Consider the following 23483-nt stretch of genomic DNA (forward strand, 5'->3'; position numbering starts at 1 on the left):
CATGCCTCTCCCGACCGGAGAGGAAAAAGAGGTGGAGCGAGCGCTAGAGCGCCTGCCCCGGTTCGGCCTGCGCCGGAAATGTATCGAGAAGCGCCTGGACAATCCGCCCGCAGCCCGTTCCCTTCGAAGACTTGATCATGACGACATCGCCGGCTCGCACCGAGGCGACTGCGTGGTTGCGCAGATCGTCGACCGCATCGCAATGAACGACGGACACCGTCTCCGGCAGAACATCCCGCAGATGCGTCATCTCCGGCCCGGCAAGCCAGACCGTATCGATGCCCTGCTCCAAGAGCGGTCCGGCGAGAGACGCGTGCGCCTGCGCAGAATGTGCGCCCATCTCCAGCATGTCGCCGAGAATAGCGATCCGCCTTCCGCCCTCGGCGATTTCGGCCTCGCCGAGAAGAGCGATGGCCGCGCGCATCGAAGCGGGGTTGGCATTGTAACTTTCATCGATCAGCGTCAGCGTGCCTGTGCCGACGGACAGGCGATGACGTTCGCCGCGGCCCTTTTCAGGTTGCAGGGTCGCCAGCGCTGAAATCACCTTGTCGAGGTCTGCGCCGACAAGCGCCGCTGCACCGAGCACCGCGAGCGCGTTCTCGGCGATATGCCTGCCCGGAGCGCCGAGCGGGATCTCGAGCGTGCGACCGTCGATCATCGCCCAGAGCGTGCCGCCCTCAGGCGTCGCCGCATATTCGATCATCCGGAAATCGGCGCGCTGATCGACACCGAAGCTGTGAACGCTGGAGACGCCAAGCATCGCGGCGGCCTTCTCCAGCGTGCCGAACTGCGCATTGTCGCGGTTGAGAAGGACGTGACCGCCATCGACCAGCCCTTCCATGATCTCGGCCTTCGCCGTGGCGATCTCATCGAGATCGCGGAAGTTGCCCAGATGGGCGGCCGCGATCGTGGTGATGAAGGCGACATGCGGACGAACCATTCGCACCAGCGGCCGGATCTCGTCCGGGTGGTTCATGCCGATTTCGAAGACGCCGTAATCGGTCGCTTCCGGCATGCGTGCGAGCGTCAGCGGCACGCCCCAGTGATTGTTGAAGGAGGCGACGGACGCATGGACGCGGCCGCTCGGCGACAGCGCGTGCCGCAGCATCTCCTTGGTGGTCGTCTTGCCGACGGAGCCTGTGACCGCGATGATCTTGGCCGCACTCCGGTCGCGCGCCGCGCAGCCGAGCCGGACCAGGGCGGCGAGAACATCGTCCACCACGATCATCGGTGCGATCAGACGCCCGAGCGCCGGCAGCTTGCCTTCGCTGACCACCAGAAGTGCTGCGCCATTGGCAATGGCGAGCCCGGCATAATCATGCCCGTCCACGCGGTCGCCCTTGATGGCGAAAAAGGCTTCGCCCTTGCCCATGGCGCGGCTGTCGATCGAGATGCCGGTGATACCCTGCGGCAGGTTGCCCACAGGGCGACCGTGCATCGCCGCCATCAGGTCGGCGCTCGTCCAGAGAAAACCCATGTCGTCAGCCTCCCACTTCCTGGCCCGCCGTCCCTTGCGCACCAAGAGCCTTGCGAATTTCGGCATGGTCCGAGAAGGGCAGCGTGACCGTACCGACCGTCTGTCCCTGCTCGTGACCCTTGCCTGCGACGATCAGCGTGTCGCCGGTTCCGAGTATACCGACGGCATGCCGGATAGCCTCGGCGCGATCGGCGATTTCGGTCGCGCCGGGTGCCGCAGCAAGGATCTCGCTGCGAATCGTTGCCGGCGTTTCCGAACGTGGATTGTCATCCGTCACGATCACGATATCGGAGAGCCTGGCAGCGATCTCGCCCATCAACGGCCGCTTGCCCTTGTCACGGTCGCCGCCGCAGCCAAACACCGTGACGACGCGTCCGGTGGTAAACGGGCGGACAGACGACAGGACCTGCGCCAGCGCGTCGGGCTTGTGGGCATAATCGACATAGGCCAGCGCGCCTTCCGGCGTCTGGCCTACAAGTTCCAGTCGGCCCGGCGCGCCCTGCAGCTTCTCAAGCGCCAGCATCACCGTGGGCGCATCCACACCCGTGGAAAGAGCAAGACCGGCGGCAACCAGCGCATTTGATATCTGGAAGTCGCCCGCAAGCGGCAGGTTCACCTCGAAAATACGTCCATCGACATGGATTTCGGCAATCTGCTTGTGGCGGAAATGCTCGACGCGCTTCAGAGCGAGATAATCGCCCTTGCGCCCGACGGTGCGCACGTCGCTGCCGGCTGCTTTTGCGGCACGGATCGCGGCATCCGACCATTCGTCGTCGGAAAAGATGATCGCCGGCGCGCCCTTGGGCAGCAGCGCTTCGAACAGGCGCATCTTGGCGCCGAGATAATGCTCGATATCAGGATGGTAATCCATGTGATCGCGGCCGAGATTGGTAAAGGCCGCAGCAGAAAGACGCACACCGTCGAGCCGGCTCTGGTCGAGCCCGTGGCTGGAGGCTTCCATGGCCGCATGCGTCACGCCCGCAGCAGCCAGTTCCGAAAGCAATTGGTGCAGCGAGACAGGGTCCGGTGTCGTGAGCGACCCGTAATCGTTGCGACCGGGCGCCACGACGCCCGTCGTGCCGATCATCGCTGCCGCGAGACCGGCCTGCGCCCAGATCTGACGCGTGAAGGATGCAACGGAGGTCTTGCCGGCCGTGCCGGTCACCGCAACCATCGTTTCCGGTTGCGCTTCAAAGAACCGCGCTGCCGCGAGGGAGAGAAACTTGCGCGTGGAGGCAACACGCAGGACAGGAACCGAGAGCTTGGAGCCAAGATCCTCCTCGGTAACGATGGCGACCGCGCCGCGCGAGACGGCATCATTTACATAGACGCTGCCGTTCGCCTTGTTGCCAGGAACGGCCACGAACAACATGCCAGGCGAAACCTTGCGACTGTCGGCGGTCAACCCGCCAATATCGGCATCGGCCCGGCCTGAAGGCGGAAGGGTCCCAGCCCCGTTGTTACCATCTGCAAGCGTCGCAAGGTCACTGATCTTCATCGATTGCACTTTTCCCAACACGATTCCCCAGGGCCATCACAGCCGCGTGACCGTCCTTTACCGTTCAATACGCCACAAGCAAGGCGGAACCGTCGGCACCGAACTTCGGCTCGACGCCCAGAAGCGGCGCGGAACGACTGATGATGTCGTGGACCATCGGGGCTGCCGTGTTGCCGGCGAGCGCTGCACCGTTGCCCTTGTCCGTCTTCGGCTCATCGATGAAGGTCAGCACCACATAGCGCGGATCGTCGATCGGAAAGCCGGCAAGGAAGGCATTGAAGTTGGCGTCGCTCGAATAGCGTCCATTGACGACCTTGTCGGCCGTCCCCGTCTTGCCGCCGACGTTGAAGCCGGGAACGCGCGCGTTCCGGCCCGATCCGTGGACACCGTTCCAGCGGAAGAGATACCGCATGTCGTCGCTGGTGGATTTCTTGATGACCTGCGTAGAGGCGGCAGCGGCGTCCTCAATCGAGCGCGGCAGGAAGGTGGGCTCGATGAGCTTTCCGCCGTTCAGCAGCGCCCCGCCGGCAACCGCCGTCTGCAGCGGCGTGGTCGAGACACCGTGGCCGAACGAGATGGTGATTGAGTTGATCTTCTTCCAGACCTTCGGCTGGCTCGGCATCTTGATCTCGGGCAGCTCCGTCGGGATCCTCGTCAGAAGACCGAGGCGGGTGAGGAATTCCTTGTGCGCGTCGATGCCGACGATATCAGCCATCTTGGCCGTGCCGATGTTGGACGAATACTGGAAGATCTCCGGCACAGTCAGCACGCGGTGCTTGCCGTGGAAGTCCTTGATGGTGAAGCCGCCGATGCGGATCGGGAAACGCGCGTCGAAACTGTCAGTCAGCTTCACCTTGCCGCTGTCGAGCGCCATCGCCGTCGTGAACGACTTGAAGGTGGAGCCCATCTCGAACGTACCGTTCGACATGCGGTTCATCCAGCCTTCCTTCGCCCCGTCCGCCGGCTTGTTGGGATCGTAGTCGGGATAGGAAACCATGGCGAGAATTTCGCCCGTCTTCACATCCATGACGACGCCACCGGCCGCGAGCGACTTGAACTTGACCATGGCATCGACGACGACGTCGCGCATGATGTTCTGAACGCGAAGGTCGATCGACAGGCGCACGGGCTCCAGCTTCGCGTCGCTCGTCATGCCGATGGCGGCGAGGTCGGCGAGGCCCTGGTTGTCGATCCAGCGCTCCATGCCGGCAATGCCGCGGTTGTCGACATTGACGTGACCGACGATATGCGAAGCGGTGACGCCGCCCGGGTAAAAACGGCGCTTCTCCGGCCGGAAGCCGATGCCGGGAATGCCGAGCGCGAGGATTTCGCTCTGCTGCTTCGGCGTCAGCTGGCGGCGCAGCCACTGGAAGCGCGATTTGGACTTCAGCTTGTTGTAGATGTCGGCATTGTTGAGGTTCGGCAGCACGGTCGCCAGCTGCTCGACCGCCTCGTCCGCATCCACGATCTTGTGAGGCTCGGCGAAGAGCGACACGGTGCGGATATCGGTGGCCAGAATCTGGCCGTTCCGGTCGAGAATGTCAGGCCGTGAGGCCATCAGATTGTCGGCGCGGCCGATGCTCGATACCGTCTCGGGCTGGGCGAAACCGTACTGGATCAGCCGTCCGCCGATGATGCAGTAGACGACCGAAAAGCCGGCGATCACGATGGCCACGCGGCTGCGAGCCTGGTTGCCACGCCGCTTGCGGATGCCCTCGAACGGCGCGCCGCGCGAAAGGTCGCCGGGATGATTGTTGCCGCCGGCGGAGAAGTGCGCCTTGCTCTTGACGACCATGATGCGGGAAAGAAACGACATCAGCGCGCCACCGAACCTGTTGAGATCTTGTCGGTCTTCTGGCCATCGCTCGATGCGACGGCCGGAACGGTTTTCTTCTTGCCCTTGCTGTCCTTCTCCTCGGGCGGAGGGACATCGGCCTTCAACATCGGCAACTCTTCGGGATGCGCAAGCTGCGTCGGATCCGTGGGAACGAGCTGCAGGTCCTTGTCATAGGCTTTCACGAGGCGATCGAGCCGGTTCGGCTGGGTCAGAAGAGCCCAGTCGGCCCGGAGAAGGTCGATCGTGTCTTCCTCGAGCTTGATCTGCGCATCCAGCGAGCGGACTTCCTCAAGCTTGTTCTCAGCCTTGTGCTTGATCGTGTAGGTCACCGTCGCCGCAGCGGTCATGACGACGATCAGCACGATATCGAGTGTTCTCAGCATGCGTCAGCCTCCCAGCTTCGAAAGACTTGCAAGGTCTGGCAGATCGAAAATCGACATGTCGGCGGCCTCGGCTGGGGCATGCGTGCGTTCCCCGACCCGCAGCTTGGCGGAACGGGCGCGCGGATTTCTGGATGATTCGTCTTCGCTGGCAGCGATCATCGCCTTGCCAACTGGTGCGAAGGTTGCCGGTCGCTCGTGCATAATGGGAAGATGGCGGGAGCCCGAAGCCTTGCCGGCGCGATCCTGAAAGAACTTTTTGACGATCCGGTCTTCGAGCGAATGGAACGTCACGACGCTCAGCCGTCCGCCGGGCTTCAGCGACCGCTCGGCTGCAAAGAGCGCCTGAGCCAGTTCGCCGAGTTCGTCGTTGACGAAGATGCGCAGCGCCTGAAAGACGCGGGTCGCCGGGTGGATCTTGTCCTTGGCCTTGCGGGGGGTCACCACCTCGATGAGCCCGGCGAGATCCCGGGTCGTCTCGAACGGCGTCTCGGCGCGTCGCTTCTCGATGGCCCGCGCGATACGGCCGGACTGCGGCTCCTCGCCGAGGAAGCCGAAGATGCGGATAAGGTCGCCGACCTTCGCACGGTTGACGACATCGGCAGCAGAAACGCCATCGGACGACATGCGCATATCGAGCGGGCCGCGACGCTGAAAGGAAAAGCCCCGGTCCGCCTCATCGATCTGCATGGAGGAAACGCCGATATCGAGCACGACACCATCAAGCCCGCCTTCGGGCGCATGCCGGGCCAGCTCGGAAAACTGTGCGTGAACGAGAGTAAGGCGGCCATCGCTCGCCGCGACAAGCGCCTGTCCGGCAGAAATGGCGCTCGGGTCGCGGTCGAGCGCGATGACATCGGCACCGCTTTGCAGAATCGCGGACGTGTACCCTCCCGCACCGAACGTGCCATCGAGGATCGTCTTGCCCGCTCCCGGCTGAAGACTGTTCAAAACCTCTGGGAGAAGAACCGGAATGTGGCGGACCGGTCCGCCATCGGCTCCAGCTGCACTGTCGCCAAGATCCGCCACCATTCCGTCTCTCCATGCTAGCCGGGGCGCAGACCTCGCAACCTGCGTTCCTGACGTGCCGTCGCCTGCGTTTCCTGAAACACCTGCGGCGCCCATAACTGAAAGTGATCCGCCCGGCCAACGAAAGTCACCTCGTTGGTGATGCCGGTGAAGTCGCGGATAAAATCCGTGACCATCAACCGACCTTCCTGGTCGAGCTTCATGAAGACCCCGCCCCCGTGAATTAGGAGCGACATCTCGTTGGCCTGCGGCGAAAACGGATCCTCGTCCGCAATCTGCCGCTCGAAACGATCCAGCAATTCCGGTCCGCCCGCACTGATGGCAGGGAACACGAAGTCCTGGAAACAATACAGCTCCCGTATATCCAGCTTCGCCAGCACGCCGCGAAACGACGAGGGAACGGAAACCCGCCCCTTCGCGTCGATACGGTTGGTAGCATGCGAGAGAAAGCGGTTCATGACGCGCAACAGCCGTTTTCATCCAATGCGCCGACGGCAAACGCCCGCAAGCAACCCCGGAAGCAGACACAATACGCCACCGCCGGGCGACGTGCCCGTTCCAAAACCCCTCTCGGGGCAACCACCAAACTCGCGATGATCGGGTCTTCAACGACCCCTGTGCAGTGCATGAGTGGGATAGCATGGGACCATATGGGGGTCAATGGGATTTGGGTCGCTGGAGGGGCCACCTCCACCGTTCATTGATAGACTGTTAAGTTTAACAAATGGTTACGATGGCTTCGGCAACACCTTGTTTGCAAAGCGGGATCAGACACGGCGAAAACACCGCAATCGGCATCAGGACATGCTCAAATACGTGAGAGAACAGTAACATAAGGGAAATGCGGAGGCCCGCCGAAATGGTGCGTTGCACCGCAGGAATAGCGGGAAGGAAAAACGCCAGTCGGCCTGTAAGCCGGGTTCTGTATGGCTCCGGCCGGTTGAGGACCGGAACGTGGCAGCCATTCATCTGGGACGACGCTCGCGCGCCGCCTCGTGCAACCCACCCGGATGACTGGCCCGGAACAGGCCGGAAGCCTTGCGGCTCCCACGTCATCCCTATTCGGTCTTGCTCCCGGTGGGGTTTACCGTGCCGCCCCTGTTACCAGACGCGCGGTGGGCTCTTACCCCACCCTTTCACCCTTACCCGCGTCAGACGCGGGCGGTTTGCTTTCTGTGGCACTGTCCCTGAGGTCGCCCTCGCCGGACGTTATCCGGCACCGTTTTTCCGTGGAGCCCGGACTTTCCTCCCCCCGCAACCTTTCGGTCATAGCGGAGAGCGGCTGCCCGGCCGACTGGCAGCGCCCTGATAGCGGAGACTTCCAGCCTTGGCCAGCGTTTATCCACGCCGGAGAGGCAAGGTCTCAGGCAAAGACCGGCGCGAAGGACTGGCTGTATCCTTCGCCGTCCACCTTGCCATCGAGGATCAGCGAAGCCCCCAGCCGGCCGATCTCATCGCAGCTTTTCGCCGCCATCCCATTGCCGCCGGTCAGAACCGCGACGCGATCGGATGAGACATAGCCGATATAGGGATAGCCGGTTTCCGTCAGCGAGACGACGCATGGCGAAAAATGTGTGGAGGCCGGCGTGAAGGCCGGCAGGACATCGGCAAGATGCCGCGCGAGATGCGCTGCGGCTTCCGCTCGCCCCCCGCTGCGGAACCACGACCGGATGTGCGCCTCGTCGCGAAGCTGAAGATTGTCCGGATCGCCACCGATCTTGATATAGGTCTTGCCGTCCGGATAGAGGATCGGTGGCAGGAGATAGAAGCTCTCCGCTTCCGTCGGTCCGTTGCGAATAAGCGACGGCATAGCCGACAGGCGCTCCCGATCCGTCTCCGCCACTTCCGCAAAAAGAACCGTGCGCGCCATAACCTGCATGGCGGGCTTGCGGCGCAGAAGCGTCTCCGAGAGCGCGAAGCCACCGGTCGCCACCAGCACCTTCTGCGCCTGATAGGTGGCGCCGTCGGCCATCGTCACGGCCACGCCGTCCGCCGTCTCGGCAAGGCCCGTCACCTCACGGCTGATGACGGCGGCGCCGGCCATTGCCGCGCAAACGGTTTCTGCGGCGACCAGCGCCCGCGGGTTGACATGCCCGGCGTCCCTCGCCTCGAAGATCCCGCTTTCATGATCATGGAAGGAAAAATAGGGAAAGCGCGATTGGAGGCCGGGTGCATCCATGTACGCCACGGGGACGCCAAGCTTTTTGGCGGCGGCATCGACATTGCCGAGATAGGCGCCACCGTCCGCTCCGGCGATCAGGCAACCGACCTCGGTGTAGAAGGAAACACCGGACCGGCTCTCGATGCCCCGATAGCGCTCGATGGAGCGGCGGGCCATGCGGGCCCAGTCGCTGTCGCTATCGATGGTGCGGGTGATCCGGCCGTTGTCGTAGTGGCTGGAGAAAACGCCTTCGTGGGTGGCCCAGTTACCTGGCTCGTCCGGCCCGATCAGGGCGACGTTCGCCCCGCTGACGGCCAGATGGCGCGCGGCGGCCGCGCCCATCATGCCCTTGCCGACCACGATCGTGTCGAACGTTCCGCTCATCGTCTTCTCCGGAATTGACCGGTCTCCACAGTGGCCTTGTCGTTTACGAGTCCAGCAGCGTCTGGACCTTGCCGCAATAGCGCCTGGAGACCGGGTTCATGCGGGTGGCGCCATGACCGGCGTTGTAGCGCAGGATGGTGCCACAGGTGAAGCCGCCGGACAGCCGATGGGCCTTGGCAAGATACTTCATGCCGAACTTGATGTTGGTTTCGGGATCGAAGAGCCCTGCCCGGCTGCCGCCATATCCCATCATGCGTGCCGTTGCCGGCTTGATTTGCATCAACCCGATCTCACCGGCACTGCCGCGCGCCTTCGGATTGAAATTGCTCTCGACACGGATGACGGCCTGCGCCAGATCAACCGGTACGCCGAAGGCCTCCGCATATGTCGCGATGAGGCTGGAATAGGCCGGAGCGTCCATCTCGAAGTCAGCGAGCGGAAAGCCGAGCGTCTGGCCGACGTCCGGCAGCGCACGCGTCATGTCGGATGTCTTGACGTCTTCGAGAGAGGCTGTTCTCGTCTGAGGAGACTGGAGGGAAAGTTCTGTGGATGCAGTCTGGTAAGCGGCTTCCGGTGCCGGCACCACCGGCGCGACTGCGCCATCTAGTGCACCGGCGAATGATGGTTGAACCCCTGAAAAAAGCACGCAAAAGCAGGCGGCTGCCTGGACGACAGTCGTTCGTCTCATGAATTTTGTAAACTCCGCTGGGATCGGGAAGCCAGCGGACGCCCCGCCCCGGCCTCATCCGATCCATGATCATGGTCATCAGCGGGGAACGGTACGCAACCCTCAGGACCCCGCCCTCGGTACGACGTCAAAATCCGTGTGGAACATGGTCATGATATGGCGATGCAGCAATTTGCTGCGGAACGGCAAATGCGACCGGTCTTCTCAGCGGGTGAATTGCGGCAACGAACCGAGCAGCCTGTGCAGCGTGTCGAGCGTCGAAATATCGGCGATGCCATCGATTTGGCTCGGGCGGAAATGCCGCTGGAAGGCCTCCACGACGCCGTGGGTCTTCTCGCAGAATTCTCCAGTCACCTCAAGGCCATAGCCGTAGAGCGAGAGCATGCTCTGCACCGCCTCGACCGGCTGCCCCTTATCGCCCCGCTGGAAGTAGCGCCCGCCACCGACAGGCGTCGGCTCGACCCAGTGACCAACACCGTTTTCATACAAGTTCTTCCAGGGGAAATTTTCCCCCGGATCGACCTTGCGTACAGGTGCGATATCGCTGTGCGCAAGCACCCTTTCCGGGGCGATGGACCAGCGCTCGACACAAAACTGACACAGTTCGGCGACTGCCGCGATCTGAACCAATGGGTAATCGGGCAAGCCGCCGGGATGGCCGGCATTGGCGATCTCGATGCCGATCGAGCGGGAATTGATGTCCGTCTCGTTCTTCCACACGCTCTTGCCAGCGTGCCACGCACGGCGATCCTCCGCCACGAGTTGATCCACCCGACCATCCTCGTGCACGAAGTAGTGGCTGGAGACCTGGCTTTCCTCGCGACACAGCCAATCCAGCGCACCGGCCGCCGTCGGCATGCCGGTATAGTGGAGGATGATCATATCAGGACCGGAAACGCCCAGCCGCTCGTTATGATTGGGCGAAGCAACGAACCGCGCCTTGGGGAAATCGCAAACAGGAAGGCTCATGCCGCGCGACGTTCCCGTTCGATCGCTGCATAAGCTGCATTGAACGCCGCCATCCGGTCGTTGGCGGTGGCATGCTGCTCGGCCGGAACGCCGCGTGCCACAAGAAGGTCCGGGTGATGCTCGGAGACGAGCACGCGGTAGCGCCTGCGGATGGTCGAGAAATCGTCCTTGCGCGAAACGCCGAGCAGCGCATAGGGATCCACGCCTTCGAGATAGGCGTGCCGCGAGAGAATCGTCTCGAATTTCACCTCGTCCATTCCGAAGATTTCGGCGACGCGGCGCAGGAAGGCGAGCTCCTTCTCATGCAAGGCGCCATCGGACTTGGCGATATGGAACAGCCCGTCGACGATGTCCTCCAGCACAGGGCAGTTGGCTTCCCCGGAAACGCAGAGCCCAGAAAGCTTCTCTGCATAGGCCTCATATCCCGCCACATCCTGGCGGGCGAGATTGTAGAGCCGGGCCACGTTCTGAGCCTGATCCTCCGGGAACTTGAAGATCTGGCGAAATGCCGACACTTCGGCTTCCGTCACCACGCCATCAGCCTTCGCCATCTTGGCCGACAGAGCGATCATGGCGACGGAAAAGGCAACCTTGCGACGCGTCTCGGGGTCACCCTCGAACAGCGTCCGGATCGCTTCGACGAGACCCGACAGCGCATTGCCGGTCGATGTCACGATTCCGATGAGGCGATCCCAGATCGACATGAGAGTTTTCTTTCCGTTTGGCCGGCCTGTCCGTCAGGCCCGTTTTGTCCGGCGGTGATGTCAGGACGAAAGCATCGCGCGTGCGATTTGTTGCATCGGAACCACGGACATCTTCGGTCGTGTTCCGCGAGGAGCTAAAGTCTGATCAGATGTCGTTGCCGATTGCAAGACGAGGAAGGCCGCGAATGACAATTTTGTGATGGCCCTCACTACTTTATGGCTTCAATTTGCGCTGTGCGCTCGGCAGCCGTGCGGTTCATGTCATTTTACTTGTAGGGGATCTGGGCTAGGACAGGTGCGGAACCCGATGAATGGCATCATCCCGAGGAGGAATCATGGCCAAGCAGAAAGTCGCAATGCTCACGGCGGGCGGTCTCGCTCCGTGCCTGTCGTCTGCCGTAGGCGGATTGATCGAGCGCTACACCGATATCGCGCCCGATATCGAACTTATGGCCTATCGCTCCGGCTATCATGGTCTGCTTCTTGCCGACCGGATCGAAATCACGCCGCAGATGCGCGAAAAGGCAGGGCTTCTGCATCGCTACGGTGGCTCGCCCATCGGCAACAGCCGCGTCAAGCTCACCAACGCCGCCGACTGCGTCAAGCGCGGTCTCGTCAAGGAGGGTGAGAACCCGCTGCGTGTCGCAGCCGAGCGCCTTGCCTCCGACGGCGTGACGATTCTCCACACGATCGGCGGCGATGACACCAACACGACGGCCGCCGACCTTGCCGCCTATCTCGGCGCCAACGGCTATGACCTCACCGTCGTCGGCCTGCCGAAGACCGTCGATAACGACGTCGTGCCGATCCGCCAGTCGCTCGGCGCCTGGACCGCTGCCGAATACGGCGCGAAGTTCTTCGACAACGTCAGCAACGAACAGAGCGCGGCTCCCAAGACGCTGATCGTTCACGAAGTCATGGGCCGCCACTGCGGCTGGCTGACGGCCGCCACGGCACGCGCCTACATGCAGACGGTGGAAAAGACCGAGTTCGTCGATGGCTTCATGATGAACAAGGACCTCAAGACTATCGATGGCCTCTATCTCCCCGAAACGGCCTTCGACCTGCAGGCCGAAGCCGAGCGCCTGCGCGCCGTGATGGCAAAGACCGGCTATGTCACTCTGTTCGTCAGCGAAGGTGCCTGCATGGATGCGATCGTTGCCGAACGCGAAGCTGCAGGTGAAACCGTGAAGCGCGACGCCTTCGGCCACGTCAAGCTCGACACCATCAATGTCGGCAACTGGTTCTCCAAGCAGTTCGCAGACCTCCTCGGCGCACAGCGCGCCATGGTGCAGAAATCGGGTTACTATGCCCGCTCGGCACCCGCCAACATCGACGATCTGCGTCTCATACAGGGCATGGTGGATCTTGCGGTCCAGAGCGCCCTCGACAAGGTCTCGGGTGTTACCGGCCATGACGAGGATCATGGCGGCAAGCTGCGCACGATCGAGTTCCCGCGTATTCGCGGCGGCAAGCATTTCAACACCGCCACCCCATGGTTCGGCGACGTGATGGATGCGATCGGCCAGAGCTGGAAAGCGGCGCACTGACACCCGGGACGCCGGGAGTGTGGCGATCGATCGATCGATGTCCAGCCATGCGTTTCCCGGTGCCGCTGGACTGAAAAACGTGGCGCCGAAGCTCGAAAAACGAGAGCTTCGGCGCCTGCATTTCCGGGCTTCCGCACCTGTGGAGAAGGGCGTCGCCACCCCCCATTTCCCGCCCTCGCTTGCGACCCGTCTTCATATAGGTTAATGACGGGCACGACATGGCGGCTTTTGGCTGCAGCACTGGTAAGGCTACGGGGCCACAAAGCACGAAAGCGACAGCATGGCAGTTTCACGTCTTTCCGTTCATAAACAATCTCTTACGGCATGCGCACTGATCTCGGCGACCTTGATGGCGGGATGCTCGAGCGTTGAGCGCACTCCGATGGAGCAGTTGATGGCAGCGCAGACGGTCACGCCGCTTGCCAAGCCCGGAACGGAAATGACGGCCTACGCCCTTCCGACGCCGGATGGTGCCGCCACTACGGCCGCAGCCGCCCTTGCCGCCCAGACGGCCGGAACGTCTGCGACAACCGCTTCTTCGACAAGCCAGGCTTCGACCACACCCGGCACTGCCGCAGCACCGGTGGCCACGGCTTCGGCTGAGGCCGCAAAGACCGCGCCAGGCACACCTTCGAGCGTGAACGCGCTTGCCAGCACCGAAGTCGCATCGATCGCTCCGTCCAGGACGACGACGTCCGTGAATGCGGCCAACCCGCTTCTCGCCAGCACCGCGACCGACGCCCTGCCGGAAAACGCGAACGCAATGATCAACGTGCAAAAAGTCTCGGTAAAGCCGACGATCGCTAGCGCCGGCGCCATGGAGTCGGACTTCGACACGGGCGAGCCGGTCGGCCTTGAAACGCTGGTGGCAAAACGCATGATCGTTCCCGCCGCCAAGCCGCAACTGATTTCCGTCGCTTATTCCAAAATGGAATCGGCAGCCAGCGCTATCCTCGGCCGCGACAAACCGACGAGTTCGCGTCCCGAACTCGACAAGCTGATCACCCACTACGCCAAGCTGAACGGCGTCCCCGAGGATCTGGTCCATCGCGTCGTCCGCCGCGAAAGCACATACAATCCGCGCGCCTACCACAACGGCAATTACGGCCTGATGCAGATCCGCTACAACACGGCCAAGGGCCTTGGTTACAGTGGTCCGCCGGAAGGTCTGTTCGATGCGGAAACCAATCTGAAATATGCGACACAATATCTGCGCGGTGCCTGGGTCGTTGCTGAAAACCAGAACGACAATGCCGTCAAGCTCTATGCCAGCGGCTATTACTACCACGCCAAGCGCAAGGGCCTCCTCGACACCCTCGGTATGCGATAAGGCATACGACGGATAAGTGCTCTCACGATGAGAAGACGCAACGAAGTCTTGTCATAGGAACGACGCGGGAGCGTTAGCGCCTTATACTGCGCCGCCAGCCACCTCTCCGTTACCACGGACGCTCAATCCCCGTCAGGGCTGCGGCTCTGCCAGCGCGGCGATGATATCCCGATGGAGCACGCTGTCGTCATATCCTGACTGGCGCGGCGTCAGGCCCAGCCTGACCACGGCGAGCTTCATCGAGGGAACCAGCAGGATCGACTGCCCGTCATGCCCTCGCATCCAGTAGGCATCGCTTGGAAACCCCAGAGCCTCCTGCCCGGTCTTCATCCACACCTGCCCGGAGCCGAACCGGCCGTTGGAGGCTGGCGTCGCTGTCCGCATCAGGCGGACATAGTCCGGCGGAAGGATCTGCTCGTCGTTCCATACGCCATCCTGCAACAGGAAAAGCGCGAACCGCCCCCAGTCCCGCGCCGTTGCATACATATAGGATGATCCGACAAAGGTGCCGTGAGCGTCGGGCTCAAGAATAGCGCTGCTCATGCCGAGTGGCCGGAACAGGGCGGCACGCGGAAACGTCAGCGCCTCGCGGGGGCTGGCGAACGAATTCATCCACAGGCGCGACAGGATGACGGATGTCCCGCTGGAATAGGAAAACTGCGTGCCCGGTGCCGTATCGAGCGTTTTCGACGCGGCATAGGCCGCCATATCGTTTTCAAGGAAAAGCATGCGTGTAGCATCCGTCACGCTACCGTAGCTCTCGTTGAAGCCAAGGCCGCTCTGCATGCCGAGCAGGTCCGACAATGTGATCCGGCTTCGCTCGTCGTTCCGCCATTGCGGCAGGAGGTCGGATTTATCGAGCGCCATCTGCCCATCCCGAACCCGAAGACCGATCAAGGCGGCCGTCACCGTTTTAGTCATGGACCAGCCGAGAAGCGGTGTGGAGACATAGAAGCCGCGTCCATAGCGCTCGGCGATGATCCGACCATCCTTGATGACGACGAGGCCACGCAAACCGGGCCCCGCCCGCTGGTCGTCCTCGATCAAGGCCTGAACGCCGGCATTCGCCACGAGAGCACCGCCATCCGGCCAGGGTTGCGTCGTATCAGGCTCCACGCCACGACGGCGCAGCGACCGGTTGCCGGGGAAGGCTGCGAAAGCACCGTCGGTCACGTTCGAGCAGCCGAGACCGTCGCGGAAGATCGCATGGCCCGGCGCGGCAAAGCCGAACATCCGCGCCGTCACCGTCTTGCGCTGCTCGTCCACGGATACGCGAATGAAGCGGAGCAAGGGATGGCCGGGCGCCTGAACATCATCGGCGAGAACCTCCGATGCATTGCGGCCGGCAACGAACAGGCTGGAACAGACCATCTTTGCCGCGTAGCTGTCGCCGAGTCTGAGGAGGTCGGGAGGGGCAACCGTCAGCCAGGTCCCGACTCCGGCCACAACCGTGAACAGCCCACCGGCCATCGACATGAGAAACGTGCGTCTGCGCATGATCCGGTTCCGCATGACTGCAGGCCCGCAGCCGGCCGATGCGGCAGGAAAACAGGCCTTGCAGCGAATGAAGCTGCCACGACGTCATGCCCTGCTGGAGAGAAAGGCATGCACGTGCGCGGGCGAAAGCAAGGCGGCCGGACGAAGCCGCGTCCAAGCCGACGCCGCGCCCACTATGGCCGTTTCGAAGGGGTGAACGCAACCCGCAAGACCTGCGGTCGCCCGCTCAGGTCTTCGCGCCGTGCACGCGGTTGCGGTCGAGAATGGCCGACACGTCGCCTGCCGCCACAGGCCGCGAGATGAGAAAACCCTGAATGGCATTCGCCCCGCGCGAGCGCGCATACTCGAGTTGCCGCTCCGTCTCCACGCCCTCGATCGTCGTGGAAACATCGAAAGTGGTGCCAAGCCTCAGGATGATATCCACAAGCTCCGCATCCCGCTTGCTGCCCAGCATCGCCTCGGTAAAGGAGCGATCAATCTTCAAATGATCGAGAGGGAAGCGGCGCAGGTTGTTGATCGAGGAAAAGCCGATGCCGAAATCGTCCAGCGCGATCTTCACGCCCTCCGCACGCAGTTCCATCAGGCTGTCGGCGATGACGGCAGGATCGACCGAGAAGATCGATTCGGTGACTTCGATTGTCAGGCGCTCGGGTGCGAGACCCGACCGGCGCAAACAATCCCGGACATAGGGCAGGAAGGTCGGGTCGCGGAACTGATCGCCGGCGACATTGACAGCAACCCCGATCGGCGAAGGCCAGCGCTTCGCCTCGTCGCAGGCCGTGCGAACGACCCAATTACCGATCGGCATAATGAGACCCGTCGTCTCCGCGATGGAGATGAACTGATCCGGCGCAATGATGCCCTTCTGCGGGTGCCGCCAGCGGATCAGCGCCTCGAAAGCCTTGATCATGCGCGTTTCAGAGCAGACGATCGGCTGGTACTCCAGGAAGAACTCGTTCCGGTCGAGCGCCCGCGAGAGATCGTATTCCAATTCGGATCGGGCCGATGCCTCGGCCGACATCCCGGCTTCGTAGAAGACATGACTGTTGCCGGCCGTCTGTTTGGCCTTCATCACGGCGAGATCCGCCCGGCGCAACAACGCCGACATGGACAGGTCGTTGGGAGTCGGCACGGCAATGCCGATGCTCCCGCCGATCCAGACCTCACCGGCAGAGAGCACGAAAGGGGTGCTCAGAATGGTCTTGATCGTTGCGCAGATATCCTCGATCTTGCCACGCGACGGTGATCCCGCAACGTGAACCGCGAATTCGTCCGCGCCCAGCCGGTAGATCGTCCCGACGCCCGTCAGCACACTGGCAAGACGCCTTGCGATCGAGATCAGAACCTCATCGCCAGCCGCATGGTCCATCGCGTCGTTGACGAACTTGAACCGGTCGAGGTCGATCAGGAGAAGTGCGCCCCGCCCTTCACTCTGCGGACGGTTCAGGAGCGCCGTCAGGTCATGTTCGAGCGCGAACCGGTTGTAGATGCCGGTGAGATGATCGATGTGCAGCATCGGCACGATCGGTTGTGCCCGCGTCTCGCGGTCACCGTTCGTGTCATTCGAGCTCCTGTACCCGAATCGTCTCTTTTTCAGCCACGTCAACATCATGCTCTTTCCGACAAGGAATCACCTGCTCCGCGGGGCGCCATGCCCTCCTCAGCCAACTGAAGGACGGAAAGACATGCCAAGTTATACTTTTGGTTGATCCCGAGCGGCCTGCCAAGCAGACTTTGAAGGTTTGGTAAACGGCAAACCGGGGGTCCACAGCCCGCGTCACGAAAGTGTTGCGCTAGCGTCCTAGAAGCATCGCATCTTCAACGAACGGCTGTTAACCATGACCGATCTTGCGCCCATCGATCTCGTATCCTCCCCGCGCGTTGCGGATGCGCCAAAGGGGCGCAAGAACCAGAAGCTTCGCAAGGCGCTGATACAGCACCAGCCGCTGACAGCCTCCGGCCTGTCGGAGCGTCTGTTCGGACTTCTCTTCTCTGGCCTCGTCTATCCGCAGATCTGGGAAGACCCCGCTGTGGATATGGAGGCGATGGAGATCCGCCCGGAGCACCACATCGTCACCATCGGTTCCGGCGGTTGCAACATGCTCGCCTACCTCTCCGCCACGCCGGAGCGCATCGATGTCGTGGATCTGAACAGGCATCATGTGGCGCTGAACCGGCTGAAGCTTGCCGCCTTCCGCCACCTCCCCGCCCATAGCGACCTCGTCCGCTTCCTCGCCCGCGAAGAGCTGAGCTCCAACGTCGCCGCCTACGACCGGTTCATCGCGCCGCATCTCGATGCGTCCACGCGCAGCTACTGGGAAAGCCGCAAGCTCAATGGCCGCCGGCGCATCTCCGTTTTCAATGCAAATCTCTATCGCACGGGACTGCTCGGGCGCTTTATCTGGCTCAGCCACATGCTGGCGCGCGCCCATGGCGTCGATCCGGCCGAGCTTGTCGCGACCCGCTCCCTTCGCGAGCAACGCCAGTTTTTCGATCAGCGCCTTGCGCCTCTGTTCGAACGCCCGGTCATCCGCTGGCTGACCGGGCGCAAAAGCTCCCTCTTCGGTCTTGGTATCCCGCCGCAGCAGTTCGACGAACTGGCAAGTCTCAGCACCGAGAAGACGCTGGCACCGGTGCTTCGCCACCGGCTGGAAAAGCTCGTCTGCCACTTCCCGCTTCGCCACAACTATTTCGCGTGGCAGGCCTTTGGCCGTCGCTATCCCCTGCCCCATGAAGGCATGCTGCCTCTGCACCTTCAGCCGGAAGCCTACGAGGCGATTCGCGACAATGCGGAGCGGGTGCACGTTCATCACGAAAGCTTTACCGACCTCCTCGCGCGCAAGCAGCCGGGCGCTGTGGATCGCTATGTTCTTCTCGATGCGCAGGACTGGATGACGGACCAGCAGCTCGACGACCTCTGGTCGGAGATCACCCGCACGGCCGCTCCCGGCGCCGTCGTCATCTTCCGCACCGCTGCCGAGCGCAGCATTCTCGAAGGCCGCGTGTCGGAAAACCTGCTCGCACACTGGCACTATGACCGCGCGAAATCCGGAGCCCTGAACGTCAAGGATCGTTCCGCAATCTATGGCGGCTTTCACATCTACCGCAGGCAGGCATGAGCCGCATGCCCGAGGCCATCGTTTCCGACCGAGAGCACGCCGGTCGTATGGACCGGATGTACCGCACCCAGCGTCACATCTATGATGTCACCCGGAAGTACTACCTCTTCGGCCGGGACACGCTCATCGACGGCCTCGGAGCGGGGAGCGGTTCGCGCGTACTGGAAGTGGGTTGCGGCACCGGACGGAATCTGGCGCTGATCGCCAGGCGCTATCCCCGTGCAAAGCTCTATGGCCTCGATATTTCGGCGGAAATGCTGATCTCGGCCGAGAAGGCGCTCGCGGGTCGCAATGCCATCCTGAAGACGGCCGATGCCACGGATTTCAACGCGCGCGCCTTCGGTGTGGACGGCTTCGACCGCATCGTCATCTCCTACGCCCTGTCGATGATCCCCGACTGGGACAAGGCCATCGATACCGCGCTTGACGCGCTTGCGCCGGGCGGCACCTTGCATATTGCGGATTTCGGCCAGCAGGAAGGCTTGCCGCCCATCGCGCGCCGCATCCTGACGGCCTGGCTCACGCGCTTTCACGTCACGCCGCGGGCGCAACTCATGACTGTCGCCACGGCGAAGGCCCACGAGCGCGGCATGACTTTAGAGACGACAACCCTCGGCCGGGGCTATGCTTGGCTTCTCGTCTGCCGACGTCCGTAACCTCGTTTCAGATAGCCTGTGCCGACGCGGAACGTGCCCGAGAACAGGCGAACACGACAGATAGAGCCGCGCGACTGGGCCGTCTGACACAAGCCACGAACGCTATGCTACGATCAGGGCTTGAAACTAACCCAATTTTTACGTTGATATGATGAACATGGGGTTCAATGTCTCCGGGGGGTCGGCACAAATGGGCAGTCACGGGTGAGGCACAACGTTCCATCATCAACGAACGGGAACTCCATGCGCCGGCTGCTCCTCGCTCTTTTGCCGATTGTCACGCTTCTTTCCGCGTGCACGTCCACTGATTATGATCTGGTGCAGACGGCATCCATACCACCGCGCTTCCAGGACAAGGACCCGCAGGATTTCGGCGACCGGACTCCACAACACCACAGCATCCACGGTATCGATGTTTCCAAGTGGCAGGGCGACATCGACTGGGCAGCTGTGAAGCAGTCGGGCGTTTCCTTCGCCTTCATCAAGGCGACCGAAGGCAAGGACGTTGTCGATACCCGCTTCTCGGAATACTGGCCGAAGGCGCGCGCAGCCGGCATCGCCTACGCACCCTATCACTTCTATTACTTCTGCTCGACGGCCGATGAGCAGGCAGACTGGTTCATCCGCAACGTACCAAGAAGCGCCGTTCATCTGCCGCCCGTGCTGGATGTGGAGTGGAACGGCGAATCCAAGACCTGCCGCTATCGCCCCTCGCCGCTGACCGTGCAGAGCGAAATGAAGCGCTTCATGGACCGGCTCGAGGCCTATTACGGCAAACGCCCGATCATCTATACCTCGGTCGATTTCCATCGCGACAACCTTGTCGGACAGTTCAACGAGCATCACTTCTGGGTCCGCTCCGTCGCCAAGCATCCGGTCGAGATCTACAAGGACCGTCGCTGGGCATTCTGGCAATATACCAGCACCGGCCAGATCCCCGGCATTTCCGGAAATACCGACATCAACGTCTTTGCAGGTTCGGAAAAGAACTGGCGCAAATGGGTGAAAGCGGTTTCCGAGCCAAAACAGGTGGCCGGCAACTAAAGGCGCTGCTGTTCCGCAGCCAGCGCCCGTTTTCATGCTCCCCGCTTCTTCATTCCGCCCTATTGCCGTGTGAGAGCGGCCTGATGCCGCCGGTCCACCGACCGGCGGCCATCTGTTTGACGTGATATTGCCCGAAACGTCTTGCCTGAACCGTCTTGCCAGAACCCTCTTGCCTGAACTCTCTTGAAGGACCCGCTATGCTTCGAACACGCCTGCTCTCGTCCCGCCTCGTTACCGCCAGCTTGCTCGCCCTCATGTCATCCGCTGCCGTTTCGGGAGCGGCATCGGCACAGACGGCGACGCCTGCGCAGGCCCCGGCGAGCACGGCGCCGGCAGCACCTTGCGGTGGCGATCTCTCTGCCTTTCTCAGCGGCGTGAAGACGGAAGCCGTGGCCAAGGGCATTCCGGCCGACGTCGTCGATCGCGCGCTCGCCGGTGCCGTCATCGACGAAAAGGTGCTTGGCCGCGACCGCGCGCAGGGCGTCTTCAAGCAGACCTTCGCCGAGTTTTCCAATCGCACCGTCAGCAAGGCACGGCTGGACATCGGCGCCAAGAAGATGAAAGAGTTTGCAAGCGTCTTCGCCCGCGCCGAGCAGGAGTACGGCGTGCCGGCGCCTGTCATTACCGCCTTCTGGGCGATGGAAACCGACTTCGGCGCCGTTCAGGGCAACTTCAACACCCGCAACGCACTCGTCACGCTCGCGCATGACTGCCGCCGTCCCGAGATGTTTCGCCCGCAGCTGATCTCCGCCATCGAGATGGTCCAGCACGGTGACCTCGACCCCGCCACGACGACGGGTGCCTGGGCCGGCGAAATCGGCCAGGTCCAGATGCTGCCGGAAGACATCATCGCGCAGGGCGTCGACGGCGACGGCGACGGCCACGTCAACCTGAAGGACAGCTCGCCGGACGCCATCCTGACGGCCGCGAAGTTCATCAAGAGCCTTGGCTACACCGCCGGACAGCCCTGGATTCAGGAAGTTTTGCTGCCTGAAAACCTGCCCTGGGAGAAGACCGGCCTGCAGCCGGGCATGACGGCTGGACAGTGGTTCGCGCTTGGCGTCAAGCCACGCGACGGCAACACGAAGTTCGGCGATCTCGCCGCCTCGGTCGTCATTCCGCAGGGCCGCAAGGGCGTGGCGTTCATGACCTATCCGAACTTCAACATCTATCTCGAATGGAACCAGTCGTTCATCTACACGACCTCAGCCGCCTACTTCGCCACACGCCTTGCCGGCGCGCCGCCTTACGACGCACGCAACCCGGAACAGGGACTGAACGACGAGCAGATGAAGGTATTGCAGACGAAGCTCGACGCCATCGGCCATGATGTCGGCAAGATCGACGGCATTCTCGGCTCCGGCACCCGCGCCGCTCTGCAACGCGAACAGTTGCGCCTTGGCATTCCTGCCGATGGCTGGGCAACGCAGGCCGTCCTGGACGCCCTGCCATAAGCCATCCCACTGACGAGAAGACCGAAAACGCCGCGCGTCGAAAACGACCGCGGCGTTTCATGTTCTGCGATCACTCCCCGTCGGCTCGCTCGCGCCGGTGCTGCCGGGCAAGCCGCAGCGCCCGATATCGGACGCGCAGGGCCCGCCCGATCCCGAGCAACGCGGCTCCGCCACGCGACACCTCGGCAAGCTCCCTGGCATAGGCAATGGCAAAAGCGTGGCGGTAACTTTCACGATGTTCCGCAGCGAGGCCATCCAGCCGATGCATGATCGAAACCCAGAGCGGGGACACCAGCAAAGAGAGGGCCGTCACAGCGATGGCAATGCGATAAGCGTCGAGATCCAGCGCCCCCGCCGATAGCCCCGCAGCCGCGAGCACGAACGAGAACTCGCCGATCTGCGACATGGAGAGCCCCGCGACCAGCGCCACTTGCGGCGGCGATCCCGTGCGGCGCAGGAGGGCGATGTTCAGCACCGTCTTCGCCGCGATGACCACGATGGCGAGAGACAACACCAGAAACAGATGTTCCGCCATGAAGGTGAGGTCGATCAGAAGCCCGATCGAGAGAAAGAAGGCGACGAGAAGGACACTCTGGATCGGTTCGATGACGGGAATGACGCGCGACCGGAGCGTGGAGTTGCCGATGACGATACCCGCGAGAAAAGCGCCATAGGCTGGCGACATGCCCGCAATGCCGGAGAGCGCCGCCGCAGAGAAGCAGACGGCAAGTGCGCCGAGCGCGAGGATTTCAACCTTGTCCTCGATGGCTTCGCTGAACGGCAGCCGCAGCTTCCCCCGCCGCCCCAGCCACCAGAGCAAGCCGCCGAGCAGCCCGATCGCCAGAAGCATCTTGACCGCAATCTGCAACACGCCGATCTCGCCGCTATCTGCGCCACCAAGGCTGGTCACGAGAATGAGCATGGGCACGACCGCGATATCCTGAGCAATCAGCACGCCGACGGCAATCCGGCCGGTCTCGCTGCGCAACGCGCCGCGATCGTCGAGCATTTTCATCGCGACAACGGTGGAGGACAACGCCACCACAAAACCCAGAATAAGCCCTTCGGCTAACGGCTTGCCAGAGATTGCCGCAATCAGCAGCGCCACCCCGACGGAAACACCGATCTGCCCGCCGGCAACCAGCAGGGCCTGCCGCAGGCTGAGGATGAAGGCGCGAATGGACAGCTCCATGCCAATGAAGAACAGGAGCACGATCACGCCCATCTCCGCCAGCAGCGTCACATTGGCGCTATCGGCAATGAATCCGAAGCCGGTCGGCCCCAGGGCAACCCCGGCCAGGATGAATCCGACAAGCGGTGGCTGGCGCAATCTCAGGAAGCCGAGCCCCATGAGAGCGGCCACCGCGATGACCAGCGCGATCGCGACGAGATCCTGCCCATGCCCTGCCGCCTCTGCGGCCGTCTGTGCGGCGGATGATGGCTGCAGCGTTCGTCTCCCTCTTCATGCGCACCGAAACGCGCTTTCTCACCGATGCGGCGATGGACGCGAACGTGCCGCCATGATCGGCATGGAACCGCCCAGGTCAACCCTTGTCGGCGTGGGAGCGCTCAGCCGGGATGGCGTTCCCGTGGGCGAATGACCTGCGGGGTGCAAGAATCGGGTGGATGACGCGATGGCAAATACGATACAGCCCAGCATGTGCCGGGTGCGATTGCGCAGTCACCCGGTGAAACAGGCGGGGGCC

19 protein-coding genes and 1 other RNA gene are annotated in these 23483 nt (G+C 62.6%); 6 read left to right on the forward strand and 14 right to left on the reverse strand.

From position 1 onward, the window contains the following. Positions 1-43: 43 nt before the first annotated feature. From BSG19_RS02100 to BSG19_RS02150, 11 genes are all read right to left on the reverse strand, one after another. Positions 44-1477, reverse strand: coding sequence for a UDP-N-acetylmuramoylalanyl-D-glutamyl-2,6-diaminopimelate--D-alanyl-D-alanine ligase (locus BSG19_RS02100; protein ID WP_092984376.1), 1434 nt, complete (start codon positions 1475-1477; stop codon positions 44-46). A 4-nt stretch (positions 1478-1481) separates the two neighbouring features. After that, the gene (locus tag BSG19_RS02105) at positions 1482-2975 is read right to left on the reverse strand and encodes a UDP-N-acetylmuramoyl-L-alanyl-D-glutamate--2,6-diaminopimelate ligase (protein ID WP_092984378.1); all 1494 of its coding nucleotides are present in this window, start codon (positions 2973-2975) and stop codon (positions 1482-1484) included. Positions 2976-3039: 64 nt separating this feature from the next. Continuing rightward, a complete protein-coding gene (locus tag BSG19_RS02110) occupies positions 3040-4791 on the reverse strand; it encodes a peptidoglycan D,D-transpeptidase FtsI family protein (RefSeq protein WP_092934424.1) in 1752 nt (583 codons plus the stop codon). After that, positions 4791-5195 (reverse strand): cell division protein FtsL, encoded by a 405-nt coding sequence (locus BSG19_RS02115; protein WP_092984380.1) that lies wholly within the window; start codon positions 5193-5195, stop codon positions 4791-4793. The genes BSG19_RS02110 and BSG19_RS02115 overlap by 1 nt, the downstream gene beginning before the upstream one ends. A 3-nt stretch (positions 5196-5198) precedes the next feature. Then, positions 5199-6224, reverse strand: coding sequence for a 16S rRNA (cytosine(1402)-N(4))-methyltransferase RsmH (gene rsmH, locus BSG19_RS02120; RefSeq protein WP_092984382.1), 1026 nt, complete (start codon positions 6222-6224; stop codon positions 5199-5201). Between the two features lie 14 nt (positions 6225-6238). Beyond that, positions 6239-6679 carry a division/cell wall cluster transcriptional repressor MraZ gene (mraZ, locus tag BSG19_RS02125; protein ID WP_244529058.1) on the reverse strand — a complete coding sequence of 147 codons (441 nt, stop codon included), beginning with the start codon at positions 6677-6679 and terminating at the stop codon, positions 6239-6241. Between the two features lie 437 nt (positions 6680-7116). Then, positions 7117-7519, reverse strand: an RNA gene (gene rnpB, locus BSG19_RS02130) — RNase P RNA component class A. 65 nt (positions 7520-7584) lie between these two features. Beyond that, positions 7585-8766 (reverse strand): NAD(P)/FAD-dependent oxidoreductase, encoded by a 1182-nt coding sequence (locus BSG19_RS02135; protein ID WP_092984386.1) that lies wholly within the window; start codon positions 8764-8766, stop codon positions 7585-7587. Between the two features lie 43 nt (positions 8767-8809). Continuing rightward, on the reverse strand, positions 8810-9454 hold the full coding sequence (locus BSG19_RS02140; protein ID WP_244529059.1) for a lytic transglycosylase domain-containing protein: 645 nt from the start codon (positions 9452-9454) through the stop codon (positions 8810-8812). A 204-nt stretch (positions 9455-9658) separates the two neighbouring features. Beyond that, on the reverse strand, positions 9659-10423 hold the full coding sequence (locus tag BSG19_RS02145; RefSeq protein WP_092984390.1) for an N-acetylmuramoyl-L-alanine amidase: 765 nt from the start codon (positions 10421-10423) through the stop codon (positions 9659-9661). Then, entirely contained in the window at positions 10420-11127 is a 708-nt protein-coding gene (locus tag BSG19_RS02150) for a J domain-containing protein (RefSeq protein ID WP_092984392.1), read from the reverse strand. The genes BSG19_RS02145 and BSG19_RS02150 overlap by 4 nt, the downstream gene beginning before the upstream one ends. 335 nt (positions 11128-11462) lie before the next feature. Between BSG19_RS02150 and BSG19_RS02155 the strand changes: the two genes are divergently transcribed. Next, positions 11463-12677, forward strand: coding sequence for a pyrophosphate--fructose-6-phosphate 1-phosphotransferase (locus BSG19_RS02155; RefSeq protein ID WP_092984394.1), 1215 nt, complete (start codon positions 11463-11465; stop codon positions 12675-12677). A gap of 280 nt (positions 12678-12957) precedes the next feature. Beyond that, positions 12958-14007: a lytic transglycosylase domain-containing protein gene (locus BSG19_RS02165; protein ID WP_092984398.1), complete on the forward strand. Its 1050-nt coding sequence runs from the start codon at positions 12958-12960 to the stop codon at positions 14005-14007. Between the two features lie 132 nt (positions 14008-14139). On the opposite strand, the gene BSG19_RS02170 is transcribed toward BSG19_RS02165, so the two are convergent. Both BSG19_RS02170 and BSG19_RS02180 read right to left on the reverse strand, forming a co-directional pair. Beyond that, positions 14140-15504, reverse strand: a complete 1365-nt coding sequence (locus tag BSG19_RS02170; protein ID WP_170865831.1) for a serine hydrolase domain-containing protein — start codon at positions 15502-15504, stop codon at positions 14140-14142. Between the two features lie 226 nt (positions 15505-15730). Beyond that, positions 15731-17020: a putative bifunctional diguanylate cyclase/phosphodiesterase gene (locus BSG19_RS02180; protein WP_170865832.1), complete on the reverse strand. Its 1290-nt coding sequence runs from the start codon at positions 17018-17020 to the stop codon at positions 15731-15733. A gap of 322 nt (positions 17021-17342) precedes the next feature. Between BSG19_RS02180 and BSG19_RS02185 the strand changes: the two genes are divergently transcribed. The 4 genes from BSG19_RS02185 (at position 17343) to BSG19_RS02200 (ending at position 21777) form a co-directional block, all read left to right on the forward strand. Further along, positions 17343-18623, forward strand: coding sequence for a BtaA family protein (locus BSG19_RS02185; RefSeq protein WP_092984406.1), 1281 nt, complete (start codon positions 17343-17345; stop codon positions 18621-18623). Further along, on the forward strand, positions 18620-19279 hold the full coding sequence (locus tag BSG19_RS02190; RefSeq protein WP_170865833.1) for a class I SAM-dependent methyltransferase: 660 nt from the start codon (positions 18620-18622) through the stop codon (positions 19277-19279). Before BSG19_RS02185 ends, BSG19_RS02190 begins: the two co-directional genes overlap by 4 nt. 243 nt (positions 19280-19522) lie before the next feature. Further along, the gene (locus BSG19_RS02195) at positions 19523-20323 is read left to right on the forward strand and encodes a glycoside hydrolase family 25 protein (protein WP_092984408.1); all 801 of its coding nucleotides are present in this window, start codon (positions 19523-19525) and stop codon (positions 20321-20323) included. Positions 20324-20520: 197 nt separating this feature from the next. Then, entirely contained in the window at positions 20521-21777 is a 1257-nt protein-coding gene (locus tag BSG19_RS02200; protein ID WP_092984410.1) for a lytic murein transglycosylase, read from the forward strand. Between the two features lie 70 nt (positions 21778-21847). On the opposite strand, the gene BSG19_RS02205 is transcribed toward BSG19_RS02200, so the two are convergent. After that, positions 21848-23224 (reverse strand): cation:proton antiporter domain-containing protein, encoded by a 1377-nt coding sequence (locus BSG19_RS02205; protein ID WP_280142391.1) that lies wholly within the window; start codon positions 23222-23224, stop codon positions 21848-21850. Positions 23225-23483: the final 259 nt, after the last annotated feature.

This window comes from Rhizobium sp. NFR03 (assembly GCF_900111275.1).
In the GTDB taxonomy this organism is placed as follows: domain Bacteria; phylum Pseudomonadota; class Alphaproteobacteria; order Rhizobiales; family Rhizobiaceae; genus Ferranicluibacter.

Excerpts from the sequence above, each read along its gene's own strand:
- BSG19_RS02100 (WP_092984376.1), bottom strand. The coding sequence starts at position 1,477 with ATGGGTTTTCTCTGGACGAGCGCCGACCTGATGGCGGCGATGCACGGT.
- BSG19_RS02105 (WP_092984378.1), bottom strand. The coding sequence starts at position 2,975 with ATGAAGATCAGTGACCTTGCGACGCTTGCAGATGGTAACAACGGGGCT.
- BSG19_RS02110 (WP_092934424.1), bottom strand. The coding sequence starts at position 4,791 with ATGTCGTTTCTTTCCCGCATCATGGTCGTCAAGAGCAAGGCGCACTTC.
- BSG19_RS02115 (WP_092984380.1), bottom strand. The coding sequence starts at position 5,195 with ATGCTGAGAACACTCGATATCGTGCTGATCGTCGTCATGACCGCTGCG.
- rsmH (WP_092984382.1), bottom strand. The coding sequence starts at position 6,224 with ATGGTGGCGGATCTTGGCGACAGTGCAGCTGGAGCCGATGGCGGACCG.
- mraZ (WP_244529058.1), bottom strand. The coding sequence starts at position 6,679 with ATGAACCGCTTTCTCTCGCATGCTACCAACCGTATCGACGCGAAGGGG.
- BSG19_RS02135 (WP_092984386.1), bottom strand. The coding sequence starts at position 8,766 with ATGAGCGGAACGTTCGACACGATCGTGGTCGGCAAGGGCATGATGGGC.
- BSG19_RS02140 (WP_244529059.1), bottom strand. The coding sequence starts at position 9,454 with ATGAGACGAACGACTGTCGTCCAGGCAGCCGCCTGCTTTTGCGTGCTT.
- BSG19_RS02145 (WP_092984390.1), bottom strand. The coding sequence starts at position 10,423 with ATGAGCCTTCCTGTTTGCGATTTCCCCAAGGCGCGGTTCGTTGCTTCG.
- BSG19_RS02150 (WP_092984392.1), bottom strand. The coding sequence starts at position 11,127 with ATGTCGATCTGGGATCGCCTCATCGGAATCGTGACATCGACCGGCAAT.
- BSG19_RS02155 (WP_092984394.1), top strand. The coding sequence starts at position 11,463 with ATGGCCAAGCAGAAAGTCGCAATGCTCACGGCGGGCGGTCTCGCTCCG.
- BSG19_RS02165 (WP_092984398.1), top strand. The coding sequence starts at position 12,958 with ATGGCAGTTTCACGTCTTTCCGTTCATAAACAATCTCTTACGGCATGC.
- BSG19_RS02170 (WP_170865831.1), bottom strand. The coding sequence starts at position 15,504 with ATGCGCAGACGCACGTTTCTCATGTCGATGGCCGGTGGGCTGTTCACG.
- BSG19_RS02180 (WP_170865832.1), bottom strand. The coding sequence starts at position 17,020 with ATGCTGCACATCGATCATCTCACCGGCATCTACAACCGGTTCGCGCTC.
- BSG19_RS02185 (WP_092984406.1), top strand. The coding sequence starts at position 17,343 with ATGACCGATCTTGCGCCCATCGATCTCGTATCCTCCCCGCGCGTTGCG.
- BSG19_RS02190 (WP_170865833.1), top strand. The coding sequence starts at position 18,620 with ATGAGCCGCATGCCCGAGGCCATCGTTTCCGACCGAGAGCACGCCGGT.
- BSG19_RS02195 (WP_092984408.1), top strand. The coding sequence starts at position 19,523 with ATGCGCCGGCTGCTCCTCGCTCTTTTGCCGATTGTCACGCTTCTTTCC.
- BSG19_RS02200 (WP_092984410.1), top strand. The coding sequence starts at position 20,521 with ATGCTTCGAACACGCCTGCTCTCGTCCCGCCTCGTTACCGCCAGCTTG.